The sequence below is a fragment of the Calothrix sp. PCC 6303 genome, from assembly GCF_000317435.1.
Lineage (GTDB): Bacteria > Cyanobacteriota > Cyanobacteriia > Cyanobacteriales > Nostocaceae > PCC-6303.
The window spans coordinates 2,922,776-2,947,965 of record NC_019751.1; the positions used below are offsets into that span (position 1 = coordinate 2,922,776).

Genomic DNA, 25,190 nt, shown 5'->3' on the forward strand with positions numbered 1-25,190 from the left:
AATATTACTTGCTATTTCTCAGTGTAGTTAAAGCATTGCGAACGCGATCGCGTGGTTGGCGGTTAAACTTAGCTTTGGGAGCTTCCATGATTTGCAGGACTTTGGCAAATTCTGTAATAGCTTGTTGGCGTTGTTGGGGGGAAAGATTGCCCTTATGCCAAGCTGTTGCGGTATCTTGGGCAACTTGTCCAAGGATTGTGGCTGCATACCCGGAGGAATTTTTCCTGTTACCCATAAGGATTGTCCGCAGTTTTGGGACGAGATTCAAAGCGGTTGCTCCCATATCCCCAATGCCGATAATAGCGTTATTGCGTTTTTCATCATCGTTGGAGTCTAGTTGTGCCTTGTAATAGGGTAAAAGATAGGGGGCAGACTGGGAACCGTAATATTTCAACTGATACAATGCGTCGCGCTGGACTTTAGCCTGGGGATGTTGCACCAATTTCCCAATCACGGGTAAACCTTGATTTTGTCCTAACCGAATTAATGCCCAATTACTCGCTAATTGCATCCACGGATTATTGTCTTTGAGGACTGTTGTTAGGGCTGGAATTGCTTGACTATCGCCAATTTGCCCTAGTGCGATCGCGGCATTGATCCGTACCATTTTTTCCGGATTATCAGGGGGTAGGGGATACTTTCGAGAAAATGATGGTAATTGCACATCCGGAAGTAAAAATACGTTGCTTATATCGCTCTTTGGTGGTACATATCGCCCCGTATCTTTCAGTAATTTCACTAGGGTGGATACTGCAGGCTGGGCTGTTCCTTCCGTATTACCCAGCAATTTCACAGCTTCCAGACGGACAAGGGGTTCTGGGGCGCTTAATCCTTGAATTAACCCTGGTAATGCTTTTGTCCCTAACATTTCCAAAGCACTCTTAGCAGCATCACGAACTGCGTAATCATCATCCTTGAGAGCGGAAACTAATACAATTGCTATGTTTGTATTGGCTTCGGCTCCAAAGCTTTTACGCAGTAATGACCGCGAATCCTGAATTATGATTGCTGCATTGCGACGTAACTCTGGATTAGGGTGTTGTATTGCTTCTAACCAGTAATTAAGGATAGGAGTAGAAGCGCCAATTTCCGCTAAAGCCCAGGTAGCATTGAGTTTAACCCAGGGGTCAGGGTCTTGCAAAGCTTGGGTAAGGGGTTGAGTGGCAGCTGTTCGAGCTGGTAAACCAATTTTACCCAATGCTGCGATCGCAGTTATCCGCAGCAGATTTTCCGGGTTTTTGGGAGGGGTGGGTGGTATCCGTGGGGTGTTTGATGCAGAAATAGGCGGGGGTATGATAGGCGCGATCGCTTGAGATATCCTCGGGAAAACCAAATAAGGTGATGGTATTATTGCCCTTTGACTACTACCCATCATCTCAATTAATGCAGGGATGGCGGCAACTGCCCTATCAGTAAAATTACCCAAAACTTCTGCCACAGCACTTTTGACCAGGGGGTCAGGGTCAGACAATGCTTTAATTAGTTCCGGGATGATATTTTCTGGACTATTTTCCTGACTGTCGCTGAGTTGTTGAATAATTTTGCTCCGTTCCTCCATATCTGCGATGCGGAGTTTTTCTACTAATTCACTGACAATAATGGGCTTTTTTGTAGGGGGTAATGACTGTGAGATTACGGAAGGGATAGGAGCCACTTTTGTGTGGGAAATTGCGGCGGAGACTTTAGTGATTGAACTAGTCAAAACCGCCAATAGACTGAGTGCAAAGTAAATTCGAGGATTCATTAGAATAGCAAATTTGGATTTTAAATATGGGAATTCAAGTATAGATTAGGATATTGACCCAATCACCCTTATCTTTATAGCTCAAGACTTTCCAGTCTGTTCAGAGTTCCCTGCTATCAATATTTGTTAAAAAACAATAAATTCAAGCTTTTCTATCTCGACATAAAAGGATAATCACTTTATTGTATTCTTATCACCTGTCTATTAGCTTGATGTTTGGCAAGTCGTAGTGGGGGCAAAAAGTAGGGGGGTTACGGCAAAATGGCTGCAATCCTTTTCCAGTAAAGATTCAGGCGTTTTAATATGGGAGATAAGTAGTATTCATGTCAATAAGCAAGGCTGAAATCGACCTGTTTTTTCGATCTGCCAAAACCTGTTGTGGGGTGCTTGCTCTGCAAGGGTTTCAAGCGATCGACTCGCGCCGACTGCGTTAAGTCGGATTAGTTGGAAACCAGATTTTAAGATAAACAGTATATTCTCTCTCTAACTCGCGCCGACTGCGTTAAGTCGGATTAGTTGGAAACCTGAATCAAACTGGAATACGCCTATTCCACCCCCATGTAAGATTAGATCAGTCGTTTACCGAAGTGTTGCGAAACCAGAGTATGCAAAGCTACCAAATCGAGCTAAAAGGCGAAGTATTGCATGTGGGTTTTAATCGTAACTTTCCAGCCCAGGGCGATCGCATAGTCCGAGATACCTTAGAATTATTAAACCAAATGATTGATTCAGGGGAAATTCCGGGAGGAAAGCGGATTTTAATTGATGGTCCCCAATCGATTCCTGTTGCTTACGTGCTTTCTCATAAACTTGTACATTTTCTATGATCTGACAACTCAAGCACCTTTTGAGGTGTGGCTAGCTATCAATCAAAAAGCACGTCCTCCCAAAGATAAACTTCTACCTATGCGGATAGTTTATATGTCTGGCCAAGCATTAGAAGCAGGAATTGAGGAACATCAAATAGAAGGTGTAACTGTGCGGGTTTATTGTCTCGCTAAAACAATTGCAGATTGCTTCAAGTTTCGCAACAAAATTGGTCTTGATGTTGCCATAGAAGCACTACGAGACTGTTGGCGAGAACAACGCTGCACAATGGATGAAATCTGGCATTATGCCAAGATTTGCCGAGTTCAAAATGTAATCCGTCCATATCTAGAATCACTTGAATGAGTCGAAAGCAAATTCGTAACGTACCAGCCTCAATCCGAAGTCAATTACTTCATTTATCAAAACAGCGGGGAGAAGATTTTAATTACCTCCTGATGCACTATGGTTCGGATCGACTTTTGTACAGACTTAGCCAATCTCCATACCAAAAACAATTCATCCTGAAGGGAGCAACTCTTTTCAGGGTATGGAATGGGGAACCTCATAGAGCAACAAAGGATTTAGATTTGCTGAGTTTTGGGGCTAATGATGTTTCCAGTTTGATGGAAATATTTAAAGAAATTTGTCGTCAACAATATGATCAAGATGGTATTAGTTTTCACGAAGAAACTGTCAGAGGAGAAAAAATAAAAGAAGAGCAAGAATATGAAGGAGTCAGAATCAACTTGCAAGCAAAGCTAGATTCTACCAAAATTTCTATTCAAGTTGATATTGGATTTGGGGATGCAGTTACTCCATTACCTGAAGAAGCTTTACTGCCAAGCATTTTGGATTTACCGGCTCCACGTCTGCAAATTTACCCTCGTGAAACAGTAGTTGCTGAAAAGTTTCAAGCAATGGTTGCTCTTGGCATTAGTAATAGCCGGCTAAAAGACTTTTACGATATTTGGTTTCTTTGTCAAAGTTTTGAGTTTCAAGGAAATTTACTTGTTTACAGAGACACAAGTTACTGAAAATACTCGACAAGCATTGTTGAACTTTTGGCGTGACTCGATAATTAAGCTTTGTACACCACATAGTTATTTGAATTTTTATACAAGGGAACAAACCGTAAGTATTTGGTGGTTGCATTGGTTACTCGATAGTATTACATCTGAAAAAACTGGAAAAGCTTGGTTTGGACAGCAAATTACCGAGTGGTTGGCAAATTTACCTGGAGATCGGGGAAACTTGGGTGGGGAGTATGGTGTTTTATGCTTGCTAACAAAGGATTTAAGCGATATTCTGTATCAAGGAAAATGCCCTTACCCTAAATTTTATGAGGTGGTAGTTGCACCTAGCCAACAATCTACACCTGATGATACTTCCAGGAGAAAATATCTTCAAGAATATGCACCCTTGGATTTGTGGGAAAGGGTGATGGATTATTGGAGAGCGAATTTACATAATTTTGTCCCCAAACCAGAAATGTCTCAAAATTCAGATTACAGTACAAATGCGGCGTGGATGTCTGCATTGAAGGAATTATCACCGCAGAGTTATCAAAGATTATTATCGGAATGGAAAGTTAACCATCAACGACGACGCAATTTGTGGAAAGCGATGGGGAGTTTGGGGTTGATGTGACAGTTTGACAATTAACTTTCATCGCAACTAAATTTACCTAATCTGCGTCATCTCAATCATATTTATCTATATCTTAAATATGACACTGAAAACTACTATTTTGGCAATAGTGGGCAGTTTGACGCTGGCTATTCCCCAGACATATCAATATACTTTTGCAGAGACTCCCAGCAAATTATCCCAAGCACAACCCTCGTTAAAAGCTTCAGGAATACCCAAATCTGTTGTCTTACAGGTGCGTCAAGATATGGCAAAGCAGTTAAATTTTAAACTTACAGATGTGCGGTTTACACGGATAGAGTCAAAAATATTTGATGCTTGCTTGAATCTGCCAGCCAAAAACGAGAAATGTAAAGAAATTGGTTACAAAGGTTGGGCTATTAGGGTTGGTACTGGTAAGCAAAGTTGGCTATATCATGCTGTTTCCCCTCAAAATATCAGTAATAATTTCCGCATCAATTGGTTGCAAAGCTTACCTAAAGATGTGAAACAAACAGTAATTAGCAATGTCACCCGATTCAGCAAACTACCACTAGGAAAGATAAAAGTTGTGTCAGTGGAACCACGGATATGGAAAAATAATTGTTTAGAACTTGCCAAAACAGACCAACGCTGTGATTCCACAAAAACCCCCGGATGGTTGATCAAGCTTAAAAGCGATACCTACGGTGGTAAACTACGCTTAAATGAAGAGAAACCATCACAATGGGTATATCGGAGTGATTTGGATGGAAAAATAGTAGAATTGGATTTAGTTAGTAGTATGGGTAATTTATCCCAGAAAGTGAACGCAAATATTTTATCTGATGCTGCAAAACGTTCCCAAACTCAGCCTTCTGCTTGGAGAGTCGATAAAATTCAAAACCTCCAATGGTCTACCCGGAGTGGAGATGGACCTTCAAGACCAATTACGGGGGCTGTTCCCGTCGAAAATTATACGTTTGGCTGGAAAGTCCTGGTTTCCTCACCTCAACAAAAATGGGTATATTATGCAACTAAAAACGGATTTGAATTCGATGCACCCAAAAGTGTTCCCTCCTATCTTGTCGAGGAAGCCATCAAAGCTGCATCCGTACAAACTGGTAAACCTGCGAGTAACTTTCGGTTACATTGGGCTGAATTGCTGACTTGGGATGATACTTGCTTGGGTGTGACTATCAATAAACCTGCTTGTGAAAAAACTCCGGTTCTGGGTTGGAGAATTAGTTTGATGGAAAGTAATTCAACGTTGTTTACTTTCCACAGTCGTTTCGATCGGGATGTGCGATTTGCGGGAAGTAGTCCTTGGTTTTTTCCTCCATCTGCAAATCCTGGTGGACGATGATTATTGTCATGACTTACGCAAAGACTATGCATTGGCGATCGCCCTTTTGCATCGCTGGGGTGAGGCGGCGATGGCTCCGCCCGCCGTAGGCATCGCTATTCGCTGTTATTCTAAAAATAGATGGAATATCTTGTGCTGCATGAATTACCCGCACTACCTCGATAATCTCATCAGTATATCGGTAGGAGATTAGGTATCTTCCAAAACCTTTTACAGTCTATTTACGCATATCAACCAAACGATAATTAATATATGTGTACTAATTATTTAGTTTGAAAATTGGTAACGACTCGGTTCAGCGGCGGCGAGTAACCTTTGCTTCCAAACCAAGATCTTCTAAACCGTCCGCTGCAACCGAATTGTTAGACACGCCTCACCGACCACTTCCAACTGACATTCGACAGCATTATGGTTTTTGCCAATATCCCCTCGGTCGTATCGCTTACAATGAATTGATGCACTCTACTCCAAAACCATCACAATTTCTCCGGGTCACTAATTATGAGTCCCTTAATAAAATCAGATCGGCAATACACCTCGTAATAACCCGCTTCAGGAAAGTGTAACCTTCGTGAATGCATATAAGAAGATTCGCCAATGCAGAGTGTATGTGTTCCGATATTAGTCTCTGCATTTACGGTAAAACTAATCTCCTTAGTCTTTAGGATCAATATATGATGATCGAGATAGACGTATCTAGGTATCCTAAATACATTCCAGGCCATCCCTCCATTCATCCGTATTCTCAGCCTAACGTTTTTGTGGCGGCTGAGTATGGAATCGGCTTCTCCTTCGTCCTCAGCCGCGATTTGCTCCACTTCTTTGCGGTATTTCAGACTAGGGGCATCCTGGGGCGATCGCGCCACTCGAATCCGAAAACCCTCATCCTTAAGCGTAATCAGGGTGGGACTCATGACTGGTGAGGTTTCCTTCACCTTGCGTCCAGCATAGCGATGCAGTTCATCTACCGTGATCACGCCATCTTCGTTCTCATCGGCTGCGCCAGTGGCAATCCCTTCCACTAGGTAGCGGGTATAGATGGATAAATCCGCGCCCTTCTCTTCAAAAGAGTAGTCCACCGCACTAGTGGAGGTCAGCACCACTCGCCCTTCGGCACCCAGTTGTTCTTTCAAGGGGATTTCGCCATCATCTCGTGGGATCGAATCACCGAAGGCTCCGCTAAAGCAGCAGTCGAGGATGAGTACCTGATATTTGGCTTTGCAGCTACGAATACAGTCATGGATGAATCGGGCAGGGATGGCGGTGGAAACCAACAGGCGATCGCGCTGTTTTTCGGTATTGGCAGCAGCAAAATATAAATCGCGGCGATCGTCCTTTACCCCATGACCCGAAAAGAACAGCAAAACCAAATCCTCTGGTTGCCGATCCTGAAACCACAACTCAATTTCCCGCGCCATCTCTGACTGCGTGGGATTAATCATCGGTTTTGCCTCATCGAACCCGCCCATCTGAGGGTTCAGCAGCACCTCTCGCAACGCTGCCACATCCTTAGAAGCCGCTGGTAAGGGTTGTAACCCTTCACCATAGGTATCAATGCCGATTAAGAGTGCATACTTTCCCATTGAGTTGGATTTAGATTGCTATGGCTAGTTTTCAGGCTTGGTCTGCTGTTCCCGGATCTTAACCCGCAGATTTGTCAACCGCTCGATTGTGTCCGCAGCCTGATCCAACTCTTGTTTGTTGCGATACTCGATATTGTAGGTCATGCCGTCAATTTCACCAGACAGCGTTAGGGTTTTGCCATAGCGAAGGTTCCCTAGATAATCCATCAACTTGCCCAAGTTTTTACGATTAATTTCAGTTGTCAGAATCCCAATGAGAAAAGCCGCCACACCCGACTTAGCCGCCTCTGGAATATCCTCATCACGAGCAAGTCGAGCCGATTGCACCAAATCGCCAGACTCCATTTCATCAGCAATGGTTAATAAATAGCTCTCCAGGTCAGATCGATCCAGATCAAGACCTGCTTCGCTGAAATCAATTAAAACGGAACATGGCTCAGACATGGCAACTGTTTGTATAAAGGCTAACGCTCAACTCATCTTAAATCCCACATTCCGCACTTCAGAATGTAGCATTTTATGCTACATTAGAACTCTCTGGCACGAGTAAATAAAAATACTCGTAAAATTCAAGTAAGACAGTATTAAGAATCAGCCAAAGGTTATTAAGTATACAGAAAATTGCGTAGGCGATTAATACTGGTTTCAAGCTTTTGAGAAAAGTTAATATATATTGTTTTATCGTGCCAAATTACTTAGATAGCAAAAGTGAGACAATTAAAAAAACTCAAAAATATTTGAGAGGTAAAAATGTCACCAACTTCAATTGCAGAAATTAAAAATATAGATCATCTCGGAATAGTAGCTGGGCTAATTGATGAAATAGGAATAGTTGAAACAATTAATTCCAAATTAGGAGTAGACTCCCGTGAGAAGATTACAGCAGGAGTATTGGTAAAAGCTGTTTTAATCAATGGATTAGGATTTGTATCAAGACCTTTATATTTATTCAAGCAGTTTTTTGATGATAAAGCAATTGAATTATTATTGGGAGAAGGTGTAGAAAGTAATTATCTCAACGACGATAAAATTGGAAGAGTCATGGATGATTTATATAAATATGGATTGAATAATTTATTTATAGAAATTGTCCTATCAGTAATTAAGAAATTTAAAATAGATACAAAATACTCACATTTAGATGCAACTTCATTTCATTTACACGGGAAGTATAAAAGAGAAATGAATCAAGAAAAAGAAGAAGAAATCACTAAAGAAAGACCAATATTCATAACCAAAGGATATTCTCGTGACCATAGACCAGATTTAAAGCAATGTGTTTTAGATTTAATCACGAGTAGTGATGGAGATATACCATTATTAATGAGAGCAGGAGATGGGAACGAAGCAGATAAAGCAGTATTTGGAAAAATCTTAATAGAATTTAAAAAACAAATAGTTTTTGACAGTATTATGGTCTGTGACAGCGCATTATATAGCCAAGAGAATCTCAAATTAATTGAGAATTTAAAATGGATAAGTCGAGTGCCGATGACGATTAAGAAAGCGCAAGAACTAGTTCAGTCTGTAAATACAGAGGAAATGGAAGAGATAGAGGAGATAGAAACAGAAGAAAAGGAGATAGAAACGGAAGAAAAGAAGAAAAAGACATATCAAGATTTAGACGGATACAAGTGGAAAGAAGAAATAGTTAATTATGGTGGTATTAAACAAATTTGGCTAATAGTAGAAAGTCAAAAAAGAAAAGATAGCGATTTAGAAAAGCTAGATAAAAAGCTAATAAAAGAAAAGATAAAGTTGAAAAGTTGCTTAAAGAGTTAAAAAGAGAAGATTTTGAAACTCCAGAGCAAGCACGATATAAACTAAAAGGTATCAATAAAAAGCTAAAATTCCATGAAATTAAAGAAGCTAATTTTATTGAAAGTAAATCAAAAAATAATAAAACTATTTATAAAATGGAAGGAGTAAGTTATGAAAAACCCGAAGAAATAGAAATACAAAGAAAGGAAGCTGGAAGGTTTATTTTAGCAACTAACCTAGTTAATGACGACGATAAATTAAAACCAGAAGAAATTATTACGACTTATAAAAATCAACAGTCTTGTGAACGAGGATTTAGATTTCTAAAAGACCCCTTGTTTTTTGCAGATAGTTTTTTTCTTGAAAACCCTGAAAGAATCGAAACTATGCTATTTTTAATGTCTTTATGTTTGCTAGTCTATAACCTTGGTCAAAGGGAACTGAGAAATAGCTTAAAAAGAATCAAAATCGGAATCAAGAATCAATTAGGAAAACTAACTTTATCTCCGACATTAAGATGGGTATTTCAATGTTTTCAAGGAATTCATTTTTTAATGTTAGATGGTCTTAATCAAATTGTTAATTTAACATCAGAACGTCATTTTATTTTGAGTTGTCTGCCCTCATCTTGTCAAAAATATTATTTACTTTCTTAACTTAAACAAGATTTGGACAGGAAATAAAAATTTATTGAAATTTCAAGGAGCAGTAATTGCTCCTCAAATTTTTAGTGCTTACGTAATCTATTTTATGGGTCAATCTTTTTGTCTTTGATTATTTATTTTTAAAAGTATATTCATTCAGCATTCTATTTCTTCATCATCCTGACTTTTTACTTTTTCCTTACTTGTAATCTTTTTGTACTTCAAATTGAAGTGCGGAATGTGGGTTAAATTATTCGGACGAGAAAATCAATTCGAAAATGCTGGTTTCTGGTTATCTATAGAGAGCAATTTTGAAAATTAGTAGAAAACTTCTCGGTAGTGCCTTCACCAACCATCTAATACCAATTTTCTATGAAGCTGCATATAATTAATGCTTGTATAGCAAGGCTTTGAGGCAACAAATAATGTGCATCTTCATATTAGAATGGTATAAGCGGTCTAACTATTTATTAACCCGAAATTTTCCGCCTACCAGCCAAGTAAATCCAGTAAGATCAGGCATTACAGATAACTTAGTCATAATATCAAGAACTTTTCCGGATATCGTCAATATCCACTATTATACAGAAACTTTCCAGATAACTACCTAAATATAGCTGGATATCAAGAAATTTTCTGGCTATTCTCCTTTTTCGGGTAATAGGCGGAATTATTCGGCATATCGACGTGATTTTGCACGTAATTACAAGCTTTTCAGTCTGTTTATTGCGGATATCCAGAAATTTTTCATGTAACATCCAAATAAGGATATTAAAAGAATTTCATCAGGAAATTTCCGCACCATATATCGCCGAACATTACTATCAATCCGCATTACCTGATCTTGTTCCAGGTACTGAATTGCCGCAGGAATTTCACTCAAGAGATAACTGCGATCGCATGTAGTTTGAAATTCGTAACGTTGCCCATCACCTGCCACAAACTATTGCAGGATTAAAGCCAAACCCAGGAGGATGTCGCTACGCGATCGCTCTCCGCAATACCTCAAGCTGTTGTACTTCAAATTCAGCGTTTTACAACCTCAATAGAAAATCCCTCATCAGCAGATGGTGGCTGAAAGAAAGTGGTTACATGACGGAAAACTTCTTCGGTATCAAAAACCGATCGCTCTGGATTGGTTTCTCGCCGTTTGGCAATTTGCTCTATGCAGGTTTTGTCATCTATCTCAAGATAGATTAGGCGATGGGGAATGTTCTCGGTTAAAAATATATTCTTGAACCATGCTCTTTGATTCTTTGTATTTGCTGGAAAATCCATAACTACAGAAACTCCAGAATTAAGTATGTTTCTGATATGGGATATTAATAGTGGTTTGAGGCGATTTGCATATTTCAAATAATCATCAAAATTCTTGATTTCTTCTGGGTAAAGAGTTGATAACCAATCATCCTCAGATAGGAGGATTGCATTTAATTCTTGAGAGATTTGACGGGATAATGTAGATTTACCAGCGCCCATTTTCCCACAGAAAAATATCAAAGTCCCTTTTGAGTACATTTGTTTTCTCCTTGGATAATTATTACATCTCTAAACGGCGTTCGCCATACCATTGACTCAACTCAAGCTCAATTTCTTCCAAAATAGCTACAGCTTCCGCAATTGATTTTGTTGCTAACAAAGCAAAAGCCGACTCTACCCGTTGTTGATAGTTGTGCGGACACACAGCAAAATTATTCGCCATAGCGACTGCTCCTTTCTCATTCAGTAGGTACTCATGATTTAGTGCAAATAATACCTGATTTATACAAGCAATACTGCGGAAACAACAACCTGCTGCATGGGCTATATCACCTCGTGCAATTGACTTTTTCCCAACTAACAGCGAAAAGCTAATTTCCCAAGCAAAGGTATCAATAGTTGCTTTTTGTAGTTCTATGGGATAGGGTTGGGTTTTGGCTTGCAAAGCTGCGAGAACACCATGAGAATCACAAAGTGATAAAGAAATAGCAACTTCCCCCATATAAATTGAGGAGACAAAACCGTGGGGATGTCCGGGTTGATAATCAATCGTAATTTTCCCAAGTCTGCAATCATCAATAACGCGATCGACCTGAGCAACATCACGATAGAGAAAATCCACAGGCATATTTTTAATCTTGAGCCAACCACCACCATTAATCCATTTTCCCCATCCACCAATTGGTGTAATCAGATTGGGACGATGATTATCATCAAGTTCGCAAGCAAGTTTATTGAGAGCAATTACATCGATGGGATTGTCTGGTTGGTAATAAATTCCTAAATCCACATCTGACTTTGGGGTGTGATTACCTCTTGCGCGAGAACCTCCGAGTGCTACAGATGCAATCCCCTCAATTGACTGCAAACGTTCGACAACATCATGAATAAAGTCAGGTAATTGCTGATTCATAATTAGCTCTACCTCGATTGAGTATTGAGCGTTGAAATTACAATTGGAAATCTTAAGAATTTTAACAGTACCCTTTAGGGTTATTTCATTGTAGATTTAAAGAGACTTTTCCATTACGTAATTAACAAAACTTTCACCCCGACAAGTTACCTCCTGCTTTTGGACAATTGAAAACCCCATGCGTTGGAAAAACGGTTTTGCGGTAATACTAACCTCAACAAACAATCGGCTCAATGACAACTCAATTGCTTTTGCTTCAATTGCTCGATAAATTTGCTTACCGACACCGCAACCTTGGTAATTTTTATGGCAATAAAAACAGTCGATATGACCATTCGCTTCTAGCTCTCCAAACCCAGCAATTATGCCCATATCATCGGCAATATATGTAAATCGACTTGAACACATTTTCACCCAGTCTCTAAAGTAGATATTATCCGGTGCCCATGCCCGAACTTGGTTGCTTGAGTAGTCGCGGATATTGATTTCACGAACCGTGTCATGGAATAACAAGGCTATTTGTTCGGCATCCCGTTCTTCAAATAATCGTATTGCAATCTGACTATTTATGTATTCGCGGAGGTCTTGACTGCGATCGGATTGTTTCATAGTATTTCCCTTTGTTTATAAATTTATTGGGGCTGATCAAAGGTTTTATGCAACACATAATTTTATCGTCATGACTTTTCCCTGGCAGCCTTGCATTAGCCTTTCTTGTAATCACGCGATCACCTCAGGTGCTGCGCGCGAACTGACAAAAGCCCTCCGGGCATCCAAGAAACAGCGCTTGCGCTATCGCATAACGACTCAAGAATGAGTATCGCTCACGAAGTTTGACTCCCAGGTACTTTTCTTACCTCCCAAAGTAGCCGTACTGATATCGCCAAGCCGATTACACCACTAATTAACCCTGCTTGCAAGCTTAACAACTGCCGGGTATATCCCAGATAATAAACCCAAATACTTAAGGGGAATAGTAAAAATAATCCACTCAAAGTACCGGGACGGAGTTGTTGATATTTCCAACTCAAAAATAGATGGTCGAGTAGGGGATGGGTAAGACCAACAGCAGGTAAAATCATCCCCAAAATTTGCCATTGCCACCCTGCAAAGGCTGTAACAAATGCAAAGAGAAATACGGGTATATTTTCTAAAAATAATCCAGTATCAAAAAGAACTAAACGCCAATCTGGTTTCACTTTTTCGTAGGCTGGGAGCCATACTTCGGCGACTGTATGGAGAATTAACGCGAATGCTAATAGCCAAACCGATAAATTTTGTAATGCCATAATTGTTTTACGATGGGAATAGCTTTTATCCTGTAAATAAGGGTCTTGCGTAATTAGCGTGCTAAATTAGTTAGAACAATACCTTAAAACCCTTGCTGGGCAATCATAATAGTCATTATTCTCTGCCTTTTAAATCTGATTGCTAAAATTTAGGCTACAAGTGCCTGTAAGCCTTGATTTAAAAGCAAATTTATCAACTTTAATTAAAGATTTAGCACGACAAGTACGAAATAGCCGGTTTTTCTGAGAGAACAAAACTGTAAAAGTTTTAATCCAAATTGCCGTTGCTGTGTTTGACTAGAGGCTTACCAGGGTGGGTATCTCATAGGTTTTGAGGTTAGGGACTTCCAGAAAATAAACTATTCCATTGGAAATAATGATAATCATTTTAAAGGGGGATGAAGGGGCTGCCGACGGCAGCCCCTTCATCCCCCTTTTGTAGTAATTTGAATAATGACTGAGTTTTTGAGTGTAGCAACTGGTGACTATAGTATTAACTGATTCTCTGAAAAAGTTGTTCATTGAAACTGCATCTCAATTAAAAGGTGCAGAAAAGCGTAGATTTATGGCTTCGACAGTTCAAAGCTTAGGTTTAGGAGGGCAAAGACTTGCACAATCAGAATTAGGATGGAATCGAGACACAATTCGCAAAGGAACAAGAGAATTAAAAAGCGGTATTACTTGTGTTGATAACATGAGTGGCAAAGGACGTTACAAAGCAGAAGAACATCTGCCAAATCTTTTAGAAGATATCAAAAAATAGTTGACTTCTATAGTCAAACCGATCCGAGTTTTAAAAGTCAAAGACTATATACTAGACTCAGTGCAGCCGAAGTTAGAAAGCAATTAATCGAAAAGTCTGGTTATAGTGATGAAAAGTTACATACATCAGAAACAATTCGAGTCAAATTAAATAATTTAGGTTATAAGCTCAGAAGGGTAAAGAAAGTTCAGCCTCAAAAAAAATCCCACAAACTGATGCAATCTTTGAGCAATTAGATGTAGTAAATAAAGATGCAGATGAAGATAAGAGTGTTTTACGTCTAAGCATGGACGGAAAAGCCTGTGTTAAGATCGGCTCATTTGACCGAGGGGGTAAAAGCCGGGATGGGGTGAAAGCATCAGACCATGATTATAATCCGAAAACAACTGTAACTCCTTATGGAATATTTCTTCCAGAGCTTGACGAGTTATTTTTGTACTTTACAGAATCGAAAGTTACAAGTGATTTTATCGTTGATATTCTAGAAGATTTTTGGTCTTGTGAAAAGCATCGTTTTTCTGAAGTTAAAACACTACTTCTGAATCAAGATAATGGTCCGCAGAATAGTTCGCGGCGTACCCAATTTATGAAACGTATAGTAGAGTTTGCTCACAAACATCAAGTAAATATACGTTTAGCTTATTATCCTCCCTATCATAGTAAATACAATCCAATAGAAAGGACATGGGCAGTACTAGAAAATCATTGGAATGGGAGTATTTTAGATGAACTAGAAACGGCTTTAAATTTTGCTAGCACTATGAAATGGAACGGGAAACATCCAGTCGTTAAGCTAGTACACGAAACTTATGAGAATGGGGTAAAGCTTACAAAAAAAGCTATGGCTCAAATCGAAAAACAGATTGAGCGGCTAACCGATTCTAATCATGAAGTTTTCCCAAATTTAGGTAATTGGTTTATTGATATTTGTTGTAGTAAAACAAACGTGATTTCATTTTAATAGCAACATTTATTTAGCGGCAAAATATCCCTTATTTACACTGTTTAACTTCAAATAACAAGTGTATAGACTCTTATGCATAAATGAGGGGGAGAAAAGGGCTTGCCGACGGCAAACCCTTTTCTCCCCCTCAAAATGATTATCATTCTTTAAATCAACCTGTCTTTTCCTTTTTTTGGAATAATTTATTCTTTGGAAGTCCCTAGAGTCCGTCTCTAGCTCTGGTTGTGGATTTAATATACCAAGCTTCGTAGGGTAAACCCAATTCGTGAGCGATCGCCTGCGCTAATGTAGTTTTACCGCATCCCGGTTCCCCTTTGAGCAATAAAGGACGTTTTTCCAGGAAAATAGCGAGATTAACGGCTTTGATGAGTTCGGTTGATGGTAGGTAAGGGGAAAGTCCGTATTCTTGGCAATCCTGGGGTGAAATTGGCTTACCACTGTAATATTGCTTACCATTGGCGGTGAGTACGCTTGCTAAATCAGCCATTTTGCCAATCCTCCTTCCCAGCTATGACCACAAAAATCACAAATTTCTTCATAAACAAACTCAGGAATCCCGTTTTCCGACTTTTCTAATAATATTTGGGAAGTTAAATCAACATGCATTTGCAGTTTTGGTATTGTCGCCACCCGATCAATTAACTCATCCAACACATCTACTGTAAATGGGCTAATGGGTGGTAAGTGAAGAGGCATGAGAGGATAGTTTGGTTCATCACATTTTTGTGCTAGCAAAATATCCGACTTGCAAACACTGCCATTATTATCTACCAGAAACATTAACAGGTGTGTATTCCTGTGTTTTGATGGACAATGTTCTTCTACCCTAGCTACAAGCGGTTCCCAAAATTCCTGAAGCCACCCAGATAATATCCTTGGCTGCATATCGTTTACCCTGTCGAAAATAAAAATTACATCTTGAGTTAAAAGCCGATCGCATACCCGTTCTATAATTTGATGGGATTGGGCATCCTTGGGTAAACCAAACCAGGAAGTCAGTTGTTGCCATAAATACGGCAAACGACTACCTACAGCCCTTTGTCCGACATCAACTTTAATGGGTGATATATTTTTCCACTTGGGTTTGAGGTGAGATAAACGAGTTACCAAAAGTTGCTGTCCGCAGTATTGCTCCCCGTGAATCAAAAAAGCTGCTGTTTGGTGTTTTTGGATAACTTGCTTGACAACAGGTACTTGGTGTTTAAAGTCTGCGTTGAGAATTTCGTGAAAAAGTAACCGAAATTGGATGTTGACAGCATCCTCATTTTGCGATTCTGATGTAGGTTTTGCTTTTCCTTGCACCAGCTTAATAGCTTCCCCGTGGTTGCTAATCAGTGGAGTTTGGGGAATTTTTGCTAAATCGTAGTATTTTTGTAGGCTCTGCTCGACGGAAACCGCAAGCGTCCGATTTGTAATCCATTCGTCTTCTGGAACTTGATGCGGGTTAAGTCCTGCCAAAATAGCACCTGTAAGTACCCCATGTTTCCCATCTAATTGCTGATAAGCTGGTTCATAGTCACGGGATGCTGCGATTAAAGAGCGATCGCATCCTGAACTTTGTCTTCCCAGTTCCGTATCTTTAAAATTGAGCAATTCTCCAGCAAAGCAGCAATCTAACCAAATAATCTGTTGCTTGACTTGGCTTTGCTGCAATATATCCCATAAATCTCGTAGCGAAAACCCCCATATTTTGCCTGGGTTCACATCGCTAGCAGCTAAAAAACCCTGTGTTAAATTTTGCCTTAACTGCTTCCGCAATCCATGTCCCGCGAAAAATAGTAACGCTGTTTCTGGGGGTTTTTCGGTTTCTGGGAGGAATAAATCAAGGATGGCTTTTTCTAATTCATCGGTTTTGAAGGGTTTATCTGGATCAACTTGGGATTTTCCATCGATAATGCTGACTGGGAAGCGTTTGACTCGGAAGTTTTTGTGGGCTTCTAGAAGTTGCGCGATCGCTTCTGCATCAGATGAAGGGGTAGTGAGATGCTTATTGTTACCCGTTGAATCTTTGAGGAAGGGGTATTTGTTGATTCCTACGACTAAAGCATCTCGGCTCATGGGCAGTGTGAGGTTAAGTGTTTTTACTTAGATATTGATTATAACCGCAAAAAGGTAGTATTGGTTTTGTGAGAAATTTAGTGAGTGCGGTGCTTTCGGTAAATAGCTATTCAGGTGGGCAGAAAAATTTACAGCTATGTCATTACGTACCTTGCTTCTCCGCAGGAGTGCGTAACGGAGTGAAGCAAAGTAATCGCAAGGGTTATTAACCGTTTACATTCTGCTACATAGTTGACTTTATTTACACGTACCTACTTATATTATGCCAGTTAACATAGTGGGACGTGTATTTAAACATTACAGAAAGAAAAAGTAATATAAAATTATATGTCCAATGCGTAATTCGCTTGGAATTAGAAGTCAAGAGCTTTTGTGATTTCAATACTAACGTCTATTAACTGAACCCGTTGTAAAACGGTCAATGTATACAACATTAGCTACTATATATAAATATGACACATGTACGCAAACAAGTTTTAATCGCTACAGTTTTGCTTTGCAATTTTTCACTGTCATCAGTATCGAGCGTTGAATCAGATAAGTACCTTCAAAGCTTACTCGAAGATAATTCTAGCTACTCTGATAATTTAAACTCGAAAGCAAGATCGACAAATTTGAGCAGTTTTGAGCCAGGTATTGGTATTCGATTCAAACTTCCCAGGGCTAACCCCTCTAAACGACCTAAAGTACCTACATTTACAAGACCAGTTAAACCAATAAAACCACAACCAATTAGAAAAATTAATTTAACGTATCCTCCCTCAAACTACCAGCAAGCAAGTCTTGCAGTTCATAACGCAATTTACAAAAGTAAGCAAAAACAATCAGTTCAAAGGCTTTTGAATGATATGCCAAGATCGGATGCAAGTCGTATAGAACAAAATATAGAAACTGATGTTACTGCAAAAATTCAGCTAGAGTTATTACGCAGTAATCTTCAGATTCAAGACTTGACTGACCAAAGATTTCAAGAAGTAGCAGATATATTTTATACAGGGCTTAAGGCTGTTGAATCCGTTTTAAGACCACGCTATGCAACTAGAAATGGTTTCTTGACTCCTCAAGATCAAAAAGATGCAGAATTAGCTGCAAGACAAGCTATTAAAAAACGGAATCGAGACAAGAGAAACGTTGTTATGAGTAGCACAACAATCACTATAATTACAGGAGCCGCAGTTAGATCAGGCACACAGAGAGTTAGGGAGAATAATAGTAATCAAATAAATATTAATCCTCGGAGCCGCTATCCCGTAAATCGTTTGCCTACAGCAGTTTTCGAGCAACCCCACCACAAAATGATTAGAGAATTTATTACAGGATTGGTTTTAATATTTCTACCTTTGGTACGTTTGATTACAATTTGCCGTAAGATTCGGTTGAGAAATTTGGGATAGTCAATTAGTATCTATAAACTAAGTATTAGCGATAAATCGCTTGAATAAGTTTCCCCAACTACTTTCTTTTTTAATTTGTTCAAATAAGTATTCCATTTGCTCGGCTGCATCATTCATACCTTGCTTTCTGAATAGCTCAACAGCTAGTTTTATTTCACTTTCTGCTTTCTTTTTTTGATTATTTGCAAGTAGCGCAAACGCATAGTGTGTATAAGCGACTGGATCGGGCATACTATTTATAGCATTTTGGTTTATAGCTTCTTTAAACTCAACAATTGCATCCTTGTATTTTCCCTGTCCAGCAAAAATTATTCCTAAATCGCGGCGAAAGTCAGGATTTTTTGGTTGGAAGTCAATTGCTTTTTTTAATGTCTCACATGCACCCAAATAATTTCCTGCCTTATATAATGCCATTGCTAATCCAGCCATTGCTTCTGGATAATCTTGCTTTATTTTGATAGCTTCTTCATAACTTCTAACAGCATCATCATTAAAGATGTCACATTGATAAAATGTTTTTCCTAGCAAATAGTATATTTTTGCTAAATCAACAGATTTATTGTCACTAAATTTAATTGCTAACTTATATGCTTCAATTGCTCTTCCAAGCTGATTTGTTCTATAAAAAACTGTTCCAAACCATACATGAAGATTGATATTGTTTGGTTTGAGATTAATCACATATTCATATGCATGAATAGCATCTTCTATTTGTCCATTCTCTAGCAAAATATATGCTAATTGCTCATGAATTATAGGATTATTTGGATTAACCACAAGTGCTTCTTTAAATATATAAATCGATTCTTGTAATCTATTTTGCTTGTAAAGTTCTTTTGCTAAACGAATGTAAAGTAATTCAATATCTTCATTTTTCAGATTCCAATGATGTTGAATCTCTTGCAATTCCTCTCTTATTTTCGTAGAAAATGGTAATTTATTATCAACTTGCCGAACTAAAGCTTGTAGAAACTTATCTAATGGATTAGGTTTTCCTAAAATTAGTTTAATAGCTTCACCATGATTGCTTATTTGTGGAATTTGGGAGATTCTTTTTTCTCTGTAGTATTTCTGTAACTTTTGGCGTACTACTATAGTTAGTTGTTCATTCGTAACCCACTCATTTTCTTGATTTTTGTAAGGGTCAATCCCAGCAATCAGCGCACTGCTGAATAATCCATGCTTGCTATCCAGCTGCTGATAAGCTACTTCATAATCACGAGATGCTGCAATCAAACAGCGATCGCAACCAGAGTTCTGTCTTCCCAGTTCAGTATCTCTAAAATTTAGCAATTCTCCACTAAAACAACAATCCAGCCAAATAACTTGTTGCTTTACTTGGCTTTTCTGCAAAATATCCCATAAATCTTCCAGTGACATACCCCATTTCTCTCTACTGAAATTAGTATCGCTAACTGCCAAAAAACCTTGCTTTTGTGTATCTAGAGTCCTTCGCAGTCCATGTCCAGCAAAAAATAACAGTGCAGTTGTTGGGATATTATTACTATTCGGGAGAAAGAGGTTTGCGATCGCTGTTTCTAACTCTTCTGTTGTGACTTTTTTCTTTGGATCAACCTGTAATTTCCCTTCAATTATGCTTTCTGGCAGACGCTTAACCCGAAAATCACCATGATTTTCTAGCAATTGCGCGATCGCTTCCGCATCAGCAGCAGGTGTTGTCAGGTGTTTTGCAGGGCTTGTCGGTGTATCCTTTAAAAAAGGATATTGATTGATACCAACTACAAGTGCATCTCGTCTCATAGTAAATAAATATACATTTATAATTTTTATCAAAAACTAATGAATTCTTCCATTAACAAAACCCTCATAGCCCTATTGCTGGCTATTAAAGAGCTACAAATTCCCTTAAGCAAAGACGAACAAACAATCCTGCAAGATGTCGGACAACAGCTGGATATTGACCCTGATTATTGGGACTTTATCGAAGAACAGATAACAGCACTTATTGAAGGTAATTATACCTTAAACCAACTTTTTAAGGCGAAAATACGCAAATTAGATGCTTTGGATGGTCGAATACCTAGAGAATTTTTGCCTAATTTAGCTGAGTTAAAAACAGAACTTTTTGGAGAGACAAAAGAAATTGTCACCTTCGATGGTTCAAGCAACGGCGAGAATAGGAATAGGACTACACAAATAATTGATATTACTAGCACTATTCTAAAGACAGAAAACCAAGACCAAACTACCAAGCAACTCGTTTTTTTAGAACAAATCTCCCAGTACGTAGATAATTATCGTTACTTTAATACTTACTTTACTGAATTCAAGAACCAAACAATAATCCCCACAACCGAACCCCTAATCCACGGACAGACTTATTTACTATGTATAAACATTAGCCCTGAACCCCAAGGAATAGATACAACTACCTTCCCCGATAAAACCTTAACTCGGGTTTGGAACGACCAAGAAACCCTACTTCTAGATGTCGCGGTTACTTCCAAAGATTTCCATATTAATGCAACTACCAAAAAATTATCCTTACCCCGCACAGGTGCATCTGATAACCTGATATTTACAGTCAAACCTCATAAATTTGATGGTCGCGGTTACATCCAAGTCGAGTTATTCTACCGTGGCTACTTGCTTCAATCCAAGCAACTTGCAATCCTAATTATTCCTACAGTTGGTGCAGATATCCCCGAATCATTGCGTCCTCCCCAAAGCAGTCGCGTTATATTTACTACCACTGATTTACTAACAAACGAAAAATTAGCACGTCTTCCAGAGCGATTCTTAACTATAGATGTACAGGTTGATATGCAAGATGGTACCACCGACCTGCGTTTTCTAGACAGGACTCAGGGGAACCGAGAATTAGTATCCTATGAAACGAACTTACAGTCCGGATTGGGAAGTGCGATCGCTTCTGTGCGAAAAAAATTAAAAGCGATCGCATCTACTAAGGAAGGCTATCAGTTTAAAATCCAAGGGGATATGCCATTACTGAATACTTGGCTACCTCAGTTGGCTGATGCTGGTCGAAGGTTGTATCGTTTGTTACTACCAGAGAACAAAAGTCAAACATTAGGCGAAGATAAGGGGGAAAAGTTACGAGCCGCCTTGAAGCCTGATAGTGTGATTCAAATTAACCCAATTAATAATCCCATTTTAGGGTTAAGAAATACAACAATTCCTTGGGGCTTACTATACGAGCGCAAAGTTATACCTAGCAAACAACTTCAAGTTTGCCAGCAATTTCAGAGTCACGATATCGACTGTAATAGTTGTCCTGCCAAAAATGATTATAATTTTGTTTGTCCCCATGCTTTTTGGGGCTATCGTTATGCGATCGAGCAATTACCAGGTTGGACAAATGAAGAAAGTTCTTACACACCTAATTTGGTATGGGAAATTAATAATACTCAGCCTTTACACATCAATTTCAATGTTTGGCGAGATTTTCGGTTTTGGAAAAACCACCTGCCTAAACTGGAAAAACTTGGCTCAGTGAAAATGCTAGTAGCTGAGGAACGTATCGAACTTCAAGATATTTGGGCAACCTATAGTTCAGATTTAGATATTATCTACTTTTATTGTCACGGTGGCATTGATGAAGTTGAAAATATTCCTTATTTGCAATTAAGCGATGAAAAAATATACAGTAATACAATTGATGCTTTGGAAGTTAATTGGCAACATCGTCCTTTAGTTTTACTAAACGGCTGCTCTACAGGAGATTATAGTCCCGAAAGTTATATGAATTTAATTAACGACTTTCGTGGGGCGGGAGCAAGTGGTGTCATTGGTACAGAATGTCCCGTACCGGAAATGTTTGCTGAACCTTATGCTTTGGCATTATTGACAAGGGTATTTCGAGGAGAACCTTTAGGAAAAGCCATGCTTGCAGTGCGTCGGGAAATGCTTCAGCAAAATCTCAATCCTTTAGGCTTAGTTTATTCATTGTATGCTCCTTATGAGATTGCTTTAGCTCGTGCTGTTACCCATCACTAGTTACTAAAAATACCTATGAAACCCTGGATTACTGCTGCATTACTGATTTTATTGATTTGCCCTGCTCCTGCTTACGCCCAAGTTAACGTTAAAATTGAAGTCGATGCCAAAGACAAGCCTCTAGAAATTAAAGGTTGGCTGGGGGAAGAAAACGCCTTAATTGGTAATATTCGCTTTACTGCATCTGGAAAGGATGTGGCAGCTTTAACATTACTAGCATCAGACTTAAAGCGGCAGGGAGCAGATGAAATAATTGGTCGGCAACAGGTGGAATTAATTGGGGAACGGAAGCTGGAAGCGGGATTACCGAAAGATTTTCAGGTCAAGGTGAATGGTGTCAAGTTACCAGGAACCTATACAGGGGAGATTGAATTGCTTTTACCTGGTCAAAAACGCTCAGAAGCGTTGGTAATCCCCCTGAAAGTGAAAGCAAAAGCAAAACCCGCTTTGGTACCCGTCAAAGGCTCAGAACAGGTACAAGTGCAATTAGTTCGATGTAGTTGGGACTGCGGTTTGGCTCATCTATTACTTCCTGCTAGTAATTTCCAAAATCAATGGCAACTTCGTTTAGATAATCCAATTCAATCACCAGTTTCCCTCACCAGTGCAGAGGTAGTTTTAGAAGGGAAGCAAACTGGCTACCAAATTAGGACAACAGAGGTGGAACCGCCACCAAACTCAGAAATGCCAGCCAATAAGATTATTAGTTTGCCATTGAAATGGACGCGATCGCGTATTCCCCCTGACCGTTATACTGGGGCAGTTTACCTCACGCTTGAAGGTAAAGAAGGGAGACTGGTGATTCCTATCGATTTAAGTATGCGTACTGGTCCAGCATTGCCAATTTTCGTTTTATTCGTTGGAATCATTTTGGGCAGATTGTTTAAATATATGCAAGAAAAGGGGATTCCCCAATCTGATGCTTTGGCGAAGCTGTATCAAGTTGAGGGACAAATTTTTGCTGAATCTGACTCAAAAGACCAAGAAATTCTCACCCCAATGTTGAAAAAAGTCCGGGATTCTGTTTCTCAAATTGAGTTAGAAACAGTAACCACAGATTTAGGTAAAATTAAAGAGCGTTCAAACTGCTTAACTAGCCTGCGAAAAATGGAACAGCAGTTGCAAGGTATGGAACAAGACCCCGATGTTGGGGGTGAGAATGGAGTATTGGCAAAAATTCAAGAAGCTCGTAATTTGATTAAATTTAAGAATGACGATAAAGCAAAGGAATTGCTGCAACAGATGTCCTTAATGATTGCCAAAGTCAGCAAAGGGATGATGGGAGCAGACGACAAACCCGATCCTAGTTTAACAGCAGCCGAAAATGAAGCCGTTTTAGCGATCGCATCTGCTGAACGTGCTGTACAAGCTACTGTTGTCCAATCAAAAACGGCGATGAACAGGTTTGCTTGGTTGAAACAAAGATTGATAGATATTGCGGGGGTATCTAACGAACTGCGAGCAGAAGCAACACTTTGGATTGGGAGACCCTTGTTGTCGTTAGCGTTATTATTCGGGCTATCCTTAGTAGGGATACGCTCTCTTTATGTAGAAAAAGGAACAACTTTTGGATCTGACCCTTTTTCTGATTATTTGGGATTGATACTTTGGGGATTGAGTGCGGATGTGGCTAGCCGTAGTGTGACTAATTTACCGGGGGGAGAGGAGAAAAAAGGTTAATTTTATACTTTCTTTTTCTCCCGAATCTAAAAGGATATTTCTTTCAACTCTACGGATTTATTCGGTATGTACAAAAATATAAGTTTACCTGTTTTCATCAAAATCGTTAATTTAATTTAGAGAACCACACAAAAAGAAATGCTCTTCGGTCATTCTGTTGCTTGTATCCCTGGAGCTTGCGCTTATAATCTTGCCAGATGCTATCCTACGGGGAAAGCTTTGCCTACACAGGATCAATTATAAGGAAAAATTTATGTCATTCTGACCACTAAAGATAACGCAAGCAATACTTTTGTCTCATGCTAGAATTTTGAAATATTTACATTTCTTCATATTGATAATATTTGATTATGAAAATGTAAAATAATAAATCTGTGCCTGTGTTGATATGCAATTGAAATCGTATTCCTAGCTCAAAATCTAGATATGACACTAATCAAAAAATCTGAAAAACAACTTCTTCTTAAAATCAAAAATATTGAGGAAGAAGAACAAAATTTACAGCCAGATACAAAGGATGTTCCAGAGGTGAGTCTGGAGCTAAAACGCATAATTATAGAAAATAAAGAATCTAACTATATTCCAATGCGGGATAACCCGATAGTTCAATCTATCGGTAACTCAGGGTGGCAAATCTCTGATATTTGGAGAGATATTAGAGTCGATAACTTCTCTGATTGATAAAAATAAATACTCGCATAGGTTTATTAGTTTAAATATTGCTGCAATGTAAACAATAAATGAAAGCATCGCAGTAAAATTTCTACTGAATAATGGTACGGTTTTCCATAAAACCATCCTTCCACGGTTCGTTCATGATACCCGGTTAATGTCGATAAAGTTGTCAGACAAGCTTTCATGTACCCCGTCGGATTTCGTTCTCCATTGCTTGGCAATTCGATTCCGGGATGGATGATTGGTATCCAAATCAAGCACCATTCTTGTGGTGTCATCGGTTCGAGCAGTGTGAAAAATATCTGTTGATTATTGGGGTTATACTGTGACCGCAGTATAAATTTTGCAAACCAGCGAGGGATTTTCTTGATATGAATCTCTTTTTCTCGACATTGCATTTTCAATTTCTTTGGTTAGCTTGTTTTCGCCATGTCAAACTGATCGCCATTTTGAATCAATAGCAAAATTCGACACAAATCTAATT

Annotated in this window: 21 protein-coding genes and 2 pseudogenes; 11 read left to right on the forward strand and 12 right to left on the reverse strand. The window is 39.0% G+C overall.

The genetic code is table 11. The features are described from left to right. Nucleotides 1–4: 4 nt before the first annotated feature. Nucleotides 5–1,744 carry a HEAT repeat domain-containing protein gene (locus CAL6303_RS11990; protein ID WP_015198100.1) on the reverse strand — a complete coding sequence of 580 codons (1,740 nt, stop codon included), beginning with the start codon at nt 1,742–1,744 and terminating at the stop codon, nt 5–7. A 605-nt stretch (nt 1,745–2,349) separates the two neighbouring features. On the opposite strand from CAL6303_RS11990, the gene CAL6303_RS29165 reads away from it, so the two are divergent. From CAL6303_RS29165 to CAL6303_RS12015, 5 genes are all read left to right on the forward strand, one after another. Continuing rightward, entirely contained in the window at nt 2,350–2,571 is a 222-nt protein-coding gene (locus CAL6303_RS29165; RefSeq protein WP_238993800.1) for a hypothetical protein, read from the forward strand. Between the two features lie 94 nt (nt 2,572–2,665). After that, on the forward strand, nt 2,666–2,917 hold the full coding sequence (locus tag CAL6303_RS12000) for a type IV toxin-antitoxin system AbiEi family antitoxin domain-containing protein (protein WP_238993801.1): 252 nt from the start codon (nt 2,666–2,668) through the stop codon (nt 2,915–2,917). Beyond that, nucleotides 2,914–3,588 carry a nucleotidyl transferase AbiEii/AbiGii toxin family protein gene (locus CAL6303_RS12005; protein WP_015198101.1) on the forward strand — a complete coding sequence of 225 codons (675 nt, stop codon included), beginning with the start codon at nt 2,914–2,916 and terminating at the stop codon, nt 3,586–3,588. Before CAL6303_RS12000 ends, CAL6303_RS12005 begins: the two co-directional genes overlap by 4 nt. Beyond that, the gene (locus CAL6303_RS12010) at nt 3,563–4,201 is read left to right on the forward strand and encodes a hypothetical protein (RefSeq protein ID WP_015198102.1); all 639 of its coding nucleotides are present in this window, start codon (nt 3,563–3,565) and stop codon (nt 4,199–4,201) included. Before CAL6303_RS12005 ends, CAL6303_RS12010 begins: the two co-directional genes overlap by 26 nt. A gap of 79 nt (nt 4,202–4,280) precedes the next feature. Then, a complete protein-coding gene (locus tag CAL6303_RS12015; protein WP_015198103.1) occupies nt 4,281–5,525 on the forward strand; it encodes a hypothetical protein in 1,245 nt (414 codons plus the stop codon). 476 nt (nt 5,526–6,001) lie between these two features. Here the strand turns inward: CAL6303_RS12015 and CAL6303_RS12020 are convergent, their stop codons facing one another. After that, nucleotides 6,002–7,108 (reverse strand): caspase family protein, encoded by a 1,107-nt coding sequence (locus CAL6303_RS12020; protein WP_015198104.1) that lies wholly within the window; start codon nt 7,106–7,108, stop codon nt 6,002–6,004. Nucleotides 7,109–7,132: 24 nt separating this feature from the next. Beyond that, a complete protein-coding gene (locus CAL6303_RS12025; RefSeq protein ID WP_015198105.1) occupies nt 7,133–7,552 on the reverse strand; it encodes a hypothetical protein in 420 nt (139 codons plus the stop codon). Nucleotides 7,553–7,936: 384 nt separating this feature from the next. Between CAL6303_RS12025 and CAL6303_RS12030 the strand changes: the two are divergent. Beyond that, nucleotides 7,937–9,525: pseudogene (locus tag CAL6303_RS12030) on the forward strand (IS1634 family transposase). Between the two features lie 691 nt (nt 9,526–10,216). Here the strand turns inward: CAL6303_RS12030 and CAL6303_RS12035 are convergent. The 5 genes from CAL6303_RS12035 to CAL6303_RS12055 all read right to left on the reverse strand — a co-directional run bounded on the left by CAL6303_RS12035 (nt 10,217) and on the right by CAL6303_RS12055 (nt 13,194). Then, the gene (locus CAL6303_RS12035; RefSeq protein WP_041739473.1) at nt 10,217–10,453 is read right to left on the reverse strand and encodes a hypothetical protein; all 237 of its coding nucleotides are present in this window, start codon (nt 10,451–10,453) and stop codon (nt 10,217–10,219) included. A gap of 86 nt (nt 10,454–10,539) precedes the next feature. Next, nucleotides 10,540–11,031 carry an AAA family ATPase gene (locus CAL6303_RS12040; RefSeq protein WP_015198106.1) on the reverse strand — a complete coding sequence of 164 codons (492 nt, stop codon included), beginning with the start codon at nt 11,029–11,031 and terminating at the stop codon, nt 10,540–10,542. A 22-nt stretch (nt 11,032–11,053) separates the two neighbouring features. Continuing rightward, entirely contained in the window at nt 11,054–11,905 is an 852-nt protein-coding gene (locus tag CAL6303_RS12045; protein WP_015198107.1) for a nucleotidyltransferase domain-containing protein, read from the reverse strand. A 96-nt stretch (nt 11,906–12,001) separates the two neighbouring features. After that, a complete protein-coding gene (locus tag CAL6303_RS12050; protein ID WP_015198108.1) occupies nt 12,002–12,514 on the reverse strand; it encodes a GNAT family N-acetyltransferase in 513 nt (170 codons plus the stop codon). A 215-nt stretch (nt 12,515–12,729) separates the two neighbouring features. Continuing rightward, nucleotides 12,730–13,194: an HXXEE domain-containing protein gene (locus CAL6303_RS12055; protein ID WP_015198109.1), complete on the reverse strand. Its 465-nt coding sequence runs from the start codon at nt 13,192–13,194 to the stop codon at nt 12,730–12,732. Nucleotides 13,195–13,681: 487 nt separating this feature from the next. On the opposite strand from CAL6303_RS12055, the pseudogene CAL6303_RS29170 reads away from it, so the two are divergent. Continuing rightward, a pseudogene (locus CAL6303_RS29170) lies at nt 13,682–14,918 on the forward strand (ISAzo13 family transposase). A 202-nt stretch (nt 14,919–15,120) separates the two neighbouring features. On the opposite strand, the gene CAL6303_RS12070 reads toward CAL6303_RS29170, so the two are convergent. Together CAL6303_RS12070 and CAL6303_RS28480 are read right to left on the reverse strand one after the other, a co-directional pair. Next, entirely contained in the window at nt 15,121–15,408 is a 288-nt protein-coding gene (locus CAL6303_RS12070; RefSeq protein ID WP_015198110.1) for an AAA family ATPase, read from the reverse strand. After that, nucleotides 15,396–16,979: a caspase family protein gene (locus CAL6303_RS28480; protein ID WP_015198111.1), complete on the reverse strand. Its 1,584-nt coding sequence runs from the start codon at nt 16,977–16,979 to the stop codon at nt 15,396–15,398. Before CAL6303_RS28480 ends, CAL6303_RS12070 begins: the two co-directional genes overlap by 13 nt. Nucleotides 16,980–17,827: 848 nt before the next feature. Here CAL6303_RS28480 and CAL6303_RS29905 point away from each other — a divergent pair. After that, nucleotides 17,828–18,373 carry a hypothetical protein gene (locus tag CAL6303_RS29905; protein ID WP_144051040.1) on the forward strand — a complete coding sequence of 182 codons (546 nt, stop codon included), beginning with the start codon at nt 17,828–17,830 and terminating at the stop codon, nt 18,371–18,373. Nucleotides 18,374–18,391: 18 nt separating this feature from the next. Here the strand turns inward: CAL6303_RS29905 and CAL6303_RS12085 are convergent, their stop codons facing one another. Further along, the gene (locus tag CAL6303_RS12085) at nt 18,392–20,167 is read right to left on the reverse strand and encodes a caspase family protein (protein ID WP_144051041.1); all 1,776 of its coding nucleotides are present in this window, start codon (nt 20,165–20,167) and stop codon (nt 18,392–18,394) included. 6 nt (nt 20,168–20,173) lie between these two features. Between CAL6303_RS12085 and CAL6303_RS12090 the strand changes: the two genes are divergently transcribed. The 3 genes from CAL6303_RS12090 to CAL6303_RS12100 all read left to right on the forward strand — a co-directional run bounded on the left by CAL6303_RS12090 (nt 20,174) and on the right by CAL6303_RS12100 (nt 24,712). Further along, entirely contained in the window at nt 20,174–22,351 is a 2,178-nt protein-coding gene (locus CAL6303_RS12090; protein ID WP_015198114.1) for a CHAT domain-containing protein, read from the forward strand. Nucleotides 22,352–22,366: 15 nt separating this feature from the next. Continuing rightward, a complete protein-coding gene (locus tag CAL6303_RS12095) occupies nt 22,367–24,031 on the forward strand; it encodes a hypothetical protein (protein ID WP_015198115.1) in 1,665 nt (554 codons plus the stop codon). Nucleotides 24,032–24,457: 426 nt separating this feature from the next. Then, nucleotides 24,458–24,712: a hypothetical protein gene (locus tag CAL6303_RS12100; protein WP_015198116.1), complete on the forward strand. Its 255-nt coding sequence runs from the start codon at nt 24,458–24,460 to the stop codon at nt 24,710–24,712. Nucleotides 24,713–24,738: 26 nt separating this feature from the next. On the opposite strand, the gene CAL6303_RS12105 is transcribed toward CAL6303_RS12100, so the two are convergent. Beyond that, nucleotides 24,739–25,104: a hypothetical protein gene (locus CAL6303_RS12105; protein WP_015198117.1), complete on the reverse strand. Its 366-nt coding sequence runs from the start codon at nt 25,102–25,104 to the stop codon at nt 24,739–24,741. Nucleotides 25,105–25,190 lie beyond the last annotated feature (86 nt).

What these genes read in the sequence shown, in the direction of transcription:
- CAL6303_RS12000 (WP_238993801.1), top strand. Translation starts at nt 2,666, where the DNA reads ATGTCTGGCCAAGCATTAGAAGCAGGAATTGAGGAACATCAAATAGAA.
- CAL6303_RS12095 (WP_015198115.1), top strand. Translation starts at nt 22,367, where the DNA reads ATGAAACCCTGGATTACTGCTGCATTACTGATTTTATTGATTTGCCCT.
- CAL6303_RS12045 (WP_015198107.1), bottom strand. Translation starts at nt 11,905, where the DNA reads ATGAATCAGCAATTACCTGACTTTATTCATGATGTTGTCGAACGTTTG.
- CAL6303_RS12025 (WP_015198105.1), bottom strand. Translation starts at nt 7,552, where the DNA reads ATGTCTGAGCCATGTTCCGTTTTAATTGATTTCAGCGAAGCAGGTCTT.
- CAL6303_RS12050 (WP_015198108.1), bottom strand. Translation starts at nt 12,514, where the DNA reads ATGAAACAATCCGATCGCAGTCAAGACCTCCGCGAATACATAAATAGT.
- CAL6303_RS28480 (WP_015198111.1), bottom strand. Translation starts at nt 16,979, where the DNA reads ATGAGCCGAGATGCTTTAGTCGTAGGAATCAACAAATACCCCTTCCTC.
- CAL6303_RS12090 (WP_015198114.1), top strand. Translation starts at nt 20,174, where the DNA reads ATGAATTCTTCCATTAACAAAACCCTCATAGCCCTATTGCTGGCTATT.
- CAL6303_RS12070 (WP_015198110.1), bottom strand. Translation starts at nt 15,408, where the DNA reads ATGGCTGATTTAGCAAGCGTACTCACCGCCAATGGTAAGCAATATTAC.
- CAL6303_RS12105 (WP_015198117.1), bottom strand. Translation starts at nt 25,104, where the DNA reads ATGCAATGTCGAGAAAAAGAGATTCATATCAAGAAAATCCCTCGCTGG.
- CAL6303_RS12005 (WP_015198101.1), top strand. Translation starts at nt 2,914, where the DNA reads ATGAGTCGAAAGCAAATTCGTAACGTACCAGCCTCAATCCGAAGTCAA.
- CAL6303_RS11990 (WP_015198100.1), bottom strand. Translation starts at nt 1,744, where the DNA reads ATGAATCCTCGAATTTACTTTGCACTCAGTCTATTGGCGGTTTTGACT.
- CAL6303_RS12100 (WP_015198116.1), top strand. Translation starts at nt 24,458, where the DNA reads ATGACACTAATCAAAAAATCTGAAAAACAACTTCTTCTTAAAATCAAA.
- CAL6303_RS12020 (WP_015198104.1), bottom strand. Translation starts at nt 7,108, where the DNA reads ATGGGAAAGTATGCACTCTTAATCGGCATTGATACCTATGGTGAAGGG.
- CAL6303_RS12055 (WP_015198109.1), bottom strand. Translation starts at nt 13,194, where the DNA reads ATGGCATTACAAAATTTATCGGTTTGGCTATTAGCATTCGCGTTAATT.
- CAL6303_RS29165 (WP_238993800.1), top strand. Translation starts at nt 2,350, where the DNA reads ATGCAAAGCTACCAAATCGAGCTAAAAGGCGAAGTATTGCATGTGGGT.
- CAL6303_RS12015 (WP_015198103.1), top strand. Translation starts at nt 4,281, where the DNA reads ATGACACTGAAAACTACTATTTTGGCAATAGTGGGCAGTTTGACGCTG.
- CAL6303_RS29905 (WP_144051040.1), top strand. Translation starts at nt 17,828, where the DNA reads ATGCCAAGATCGGATGCAAGTCGTATAGAACAAAATATAGAAACTGAT.
- CAL6303_RS12040 (WP_015198106.1), bottom strand. Translation starts at nt 11,031, where the DNA reads ATGTACTCAAAAGGGACTTTGATATTTTTCTGTGGGAAAATGGGCGCT.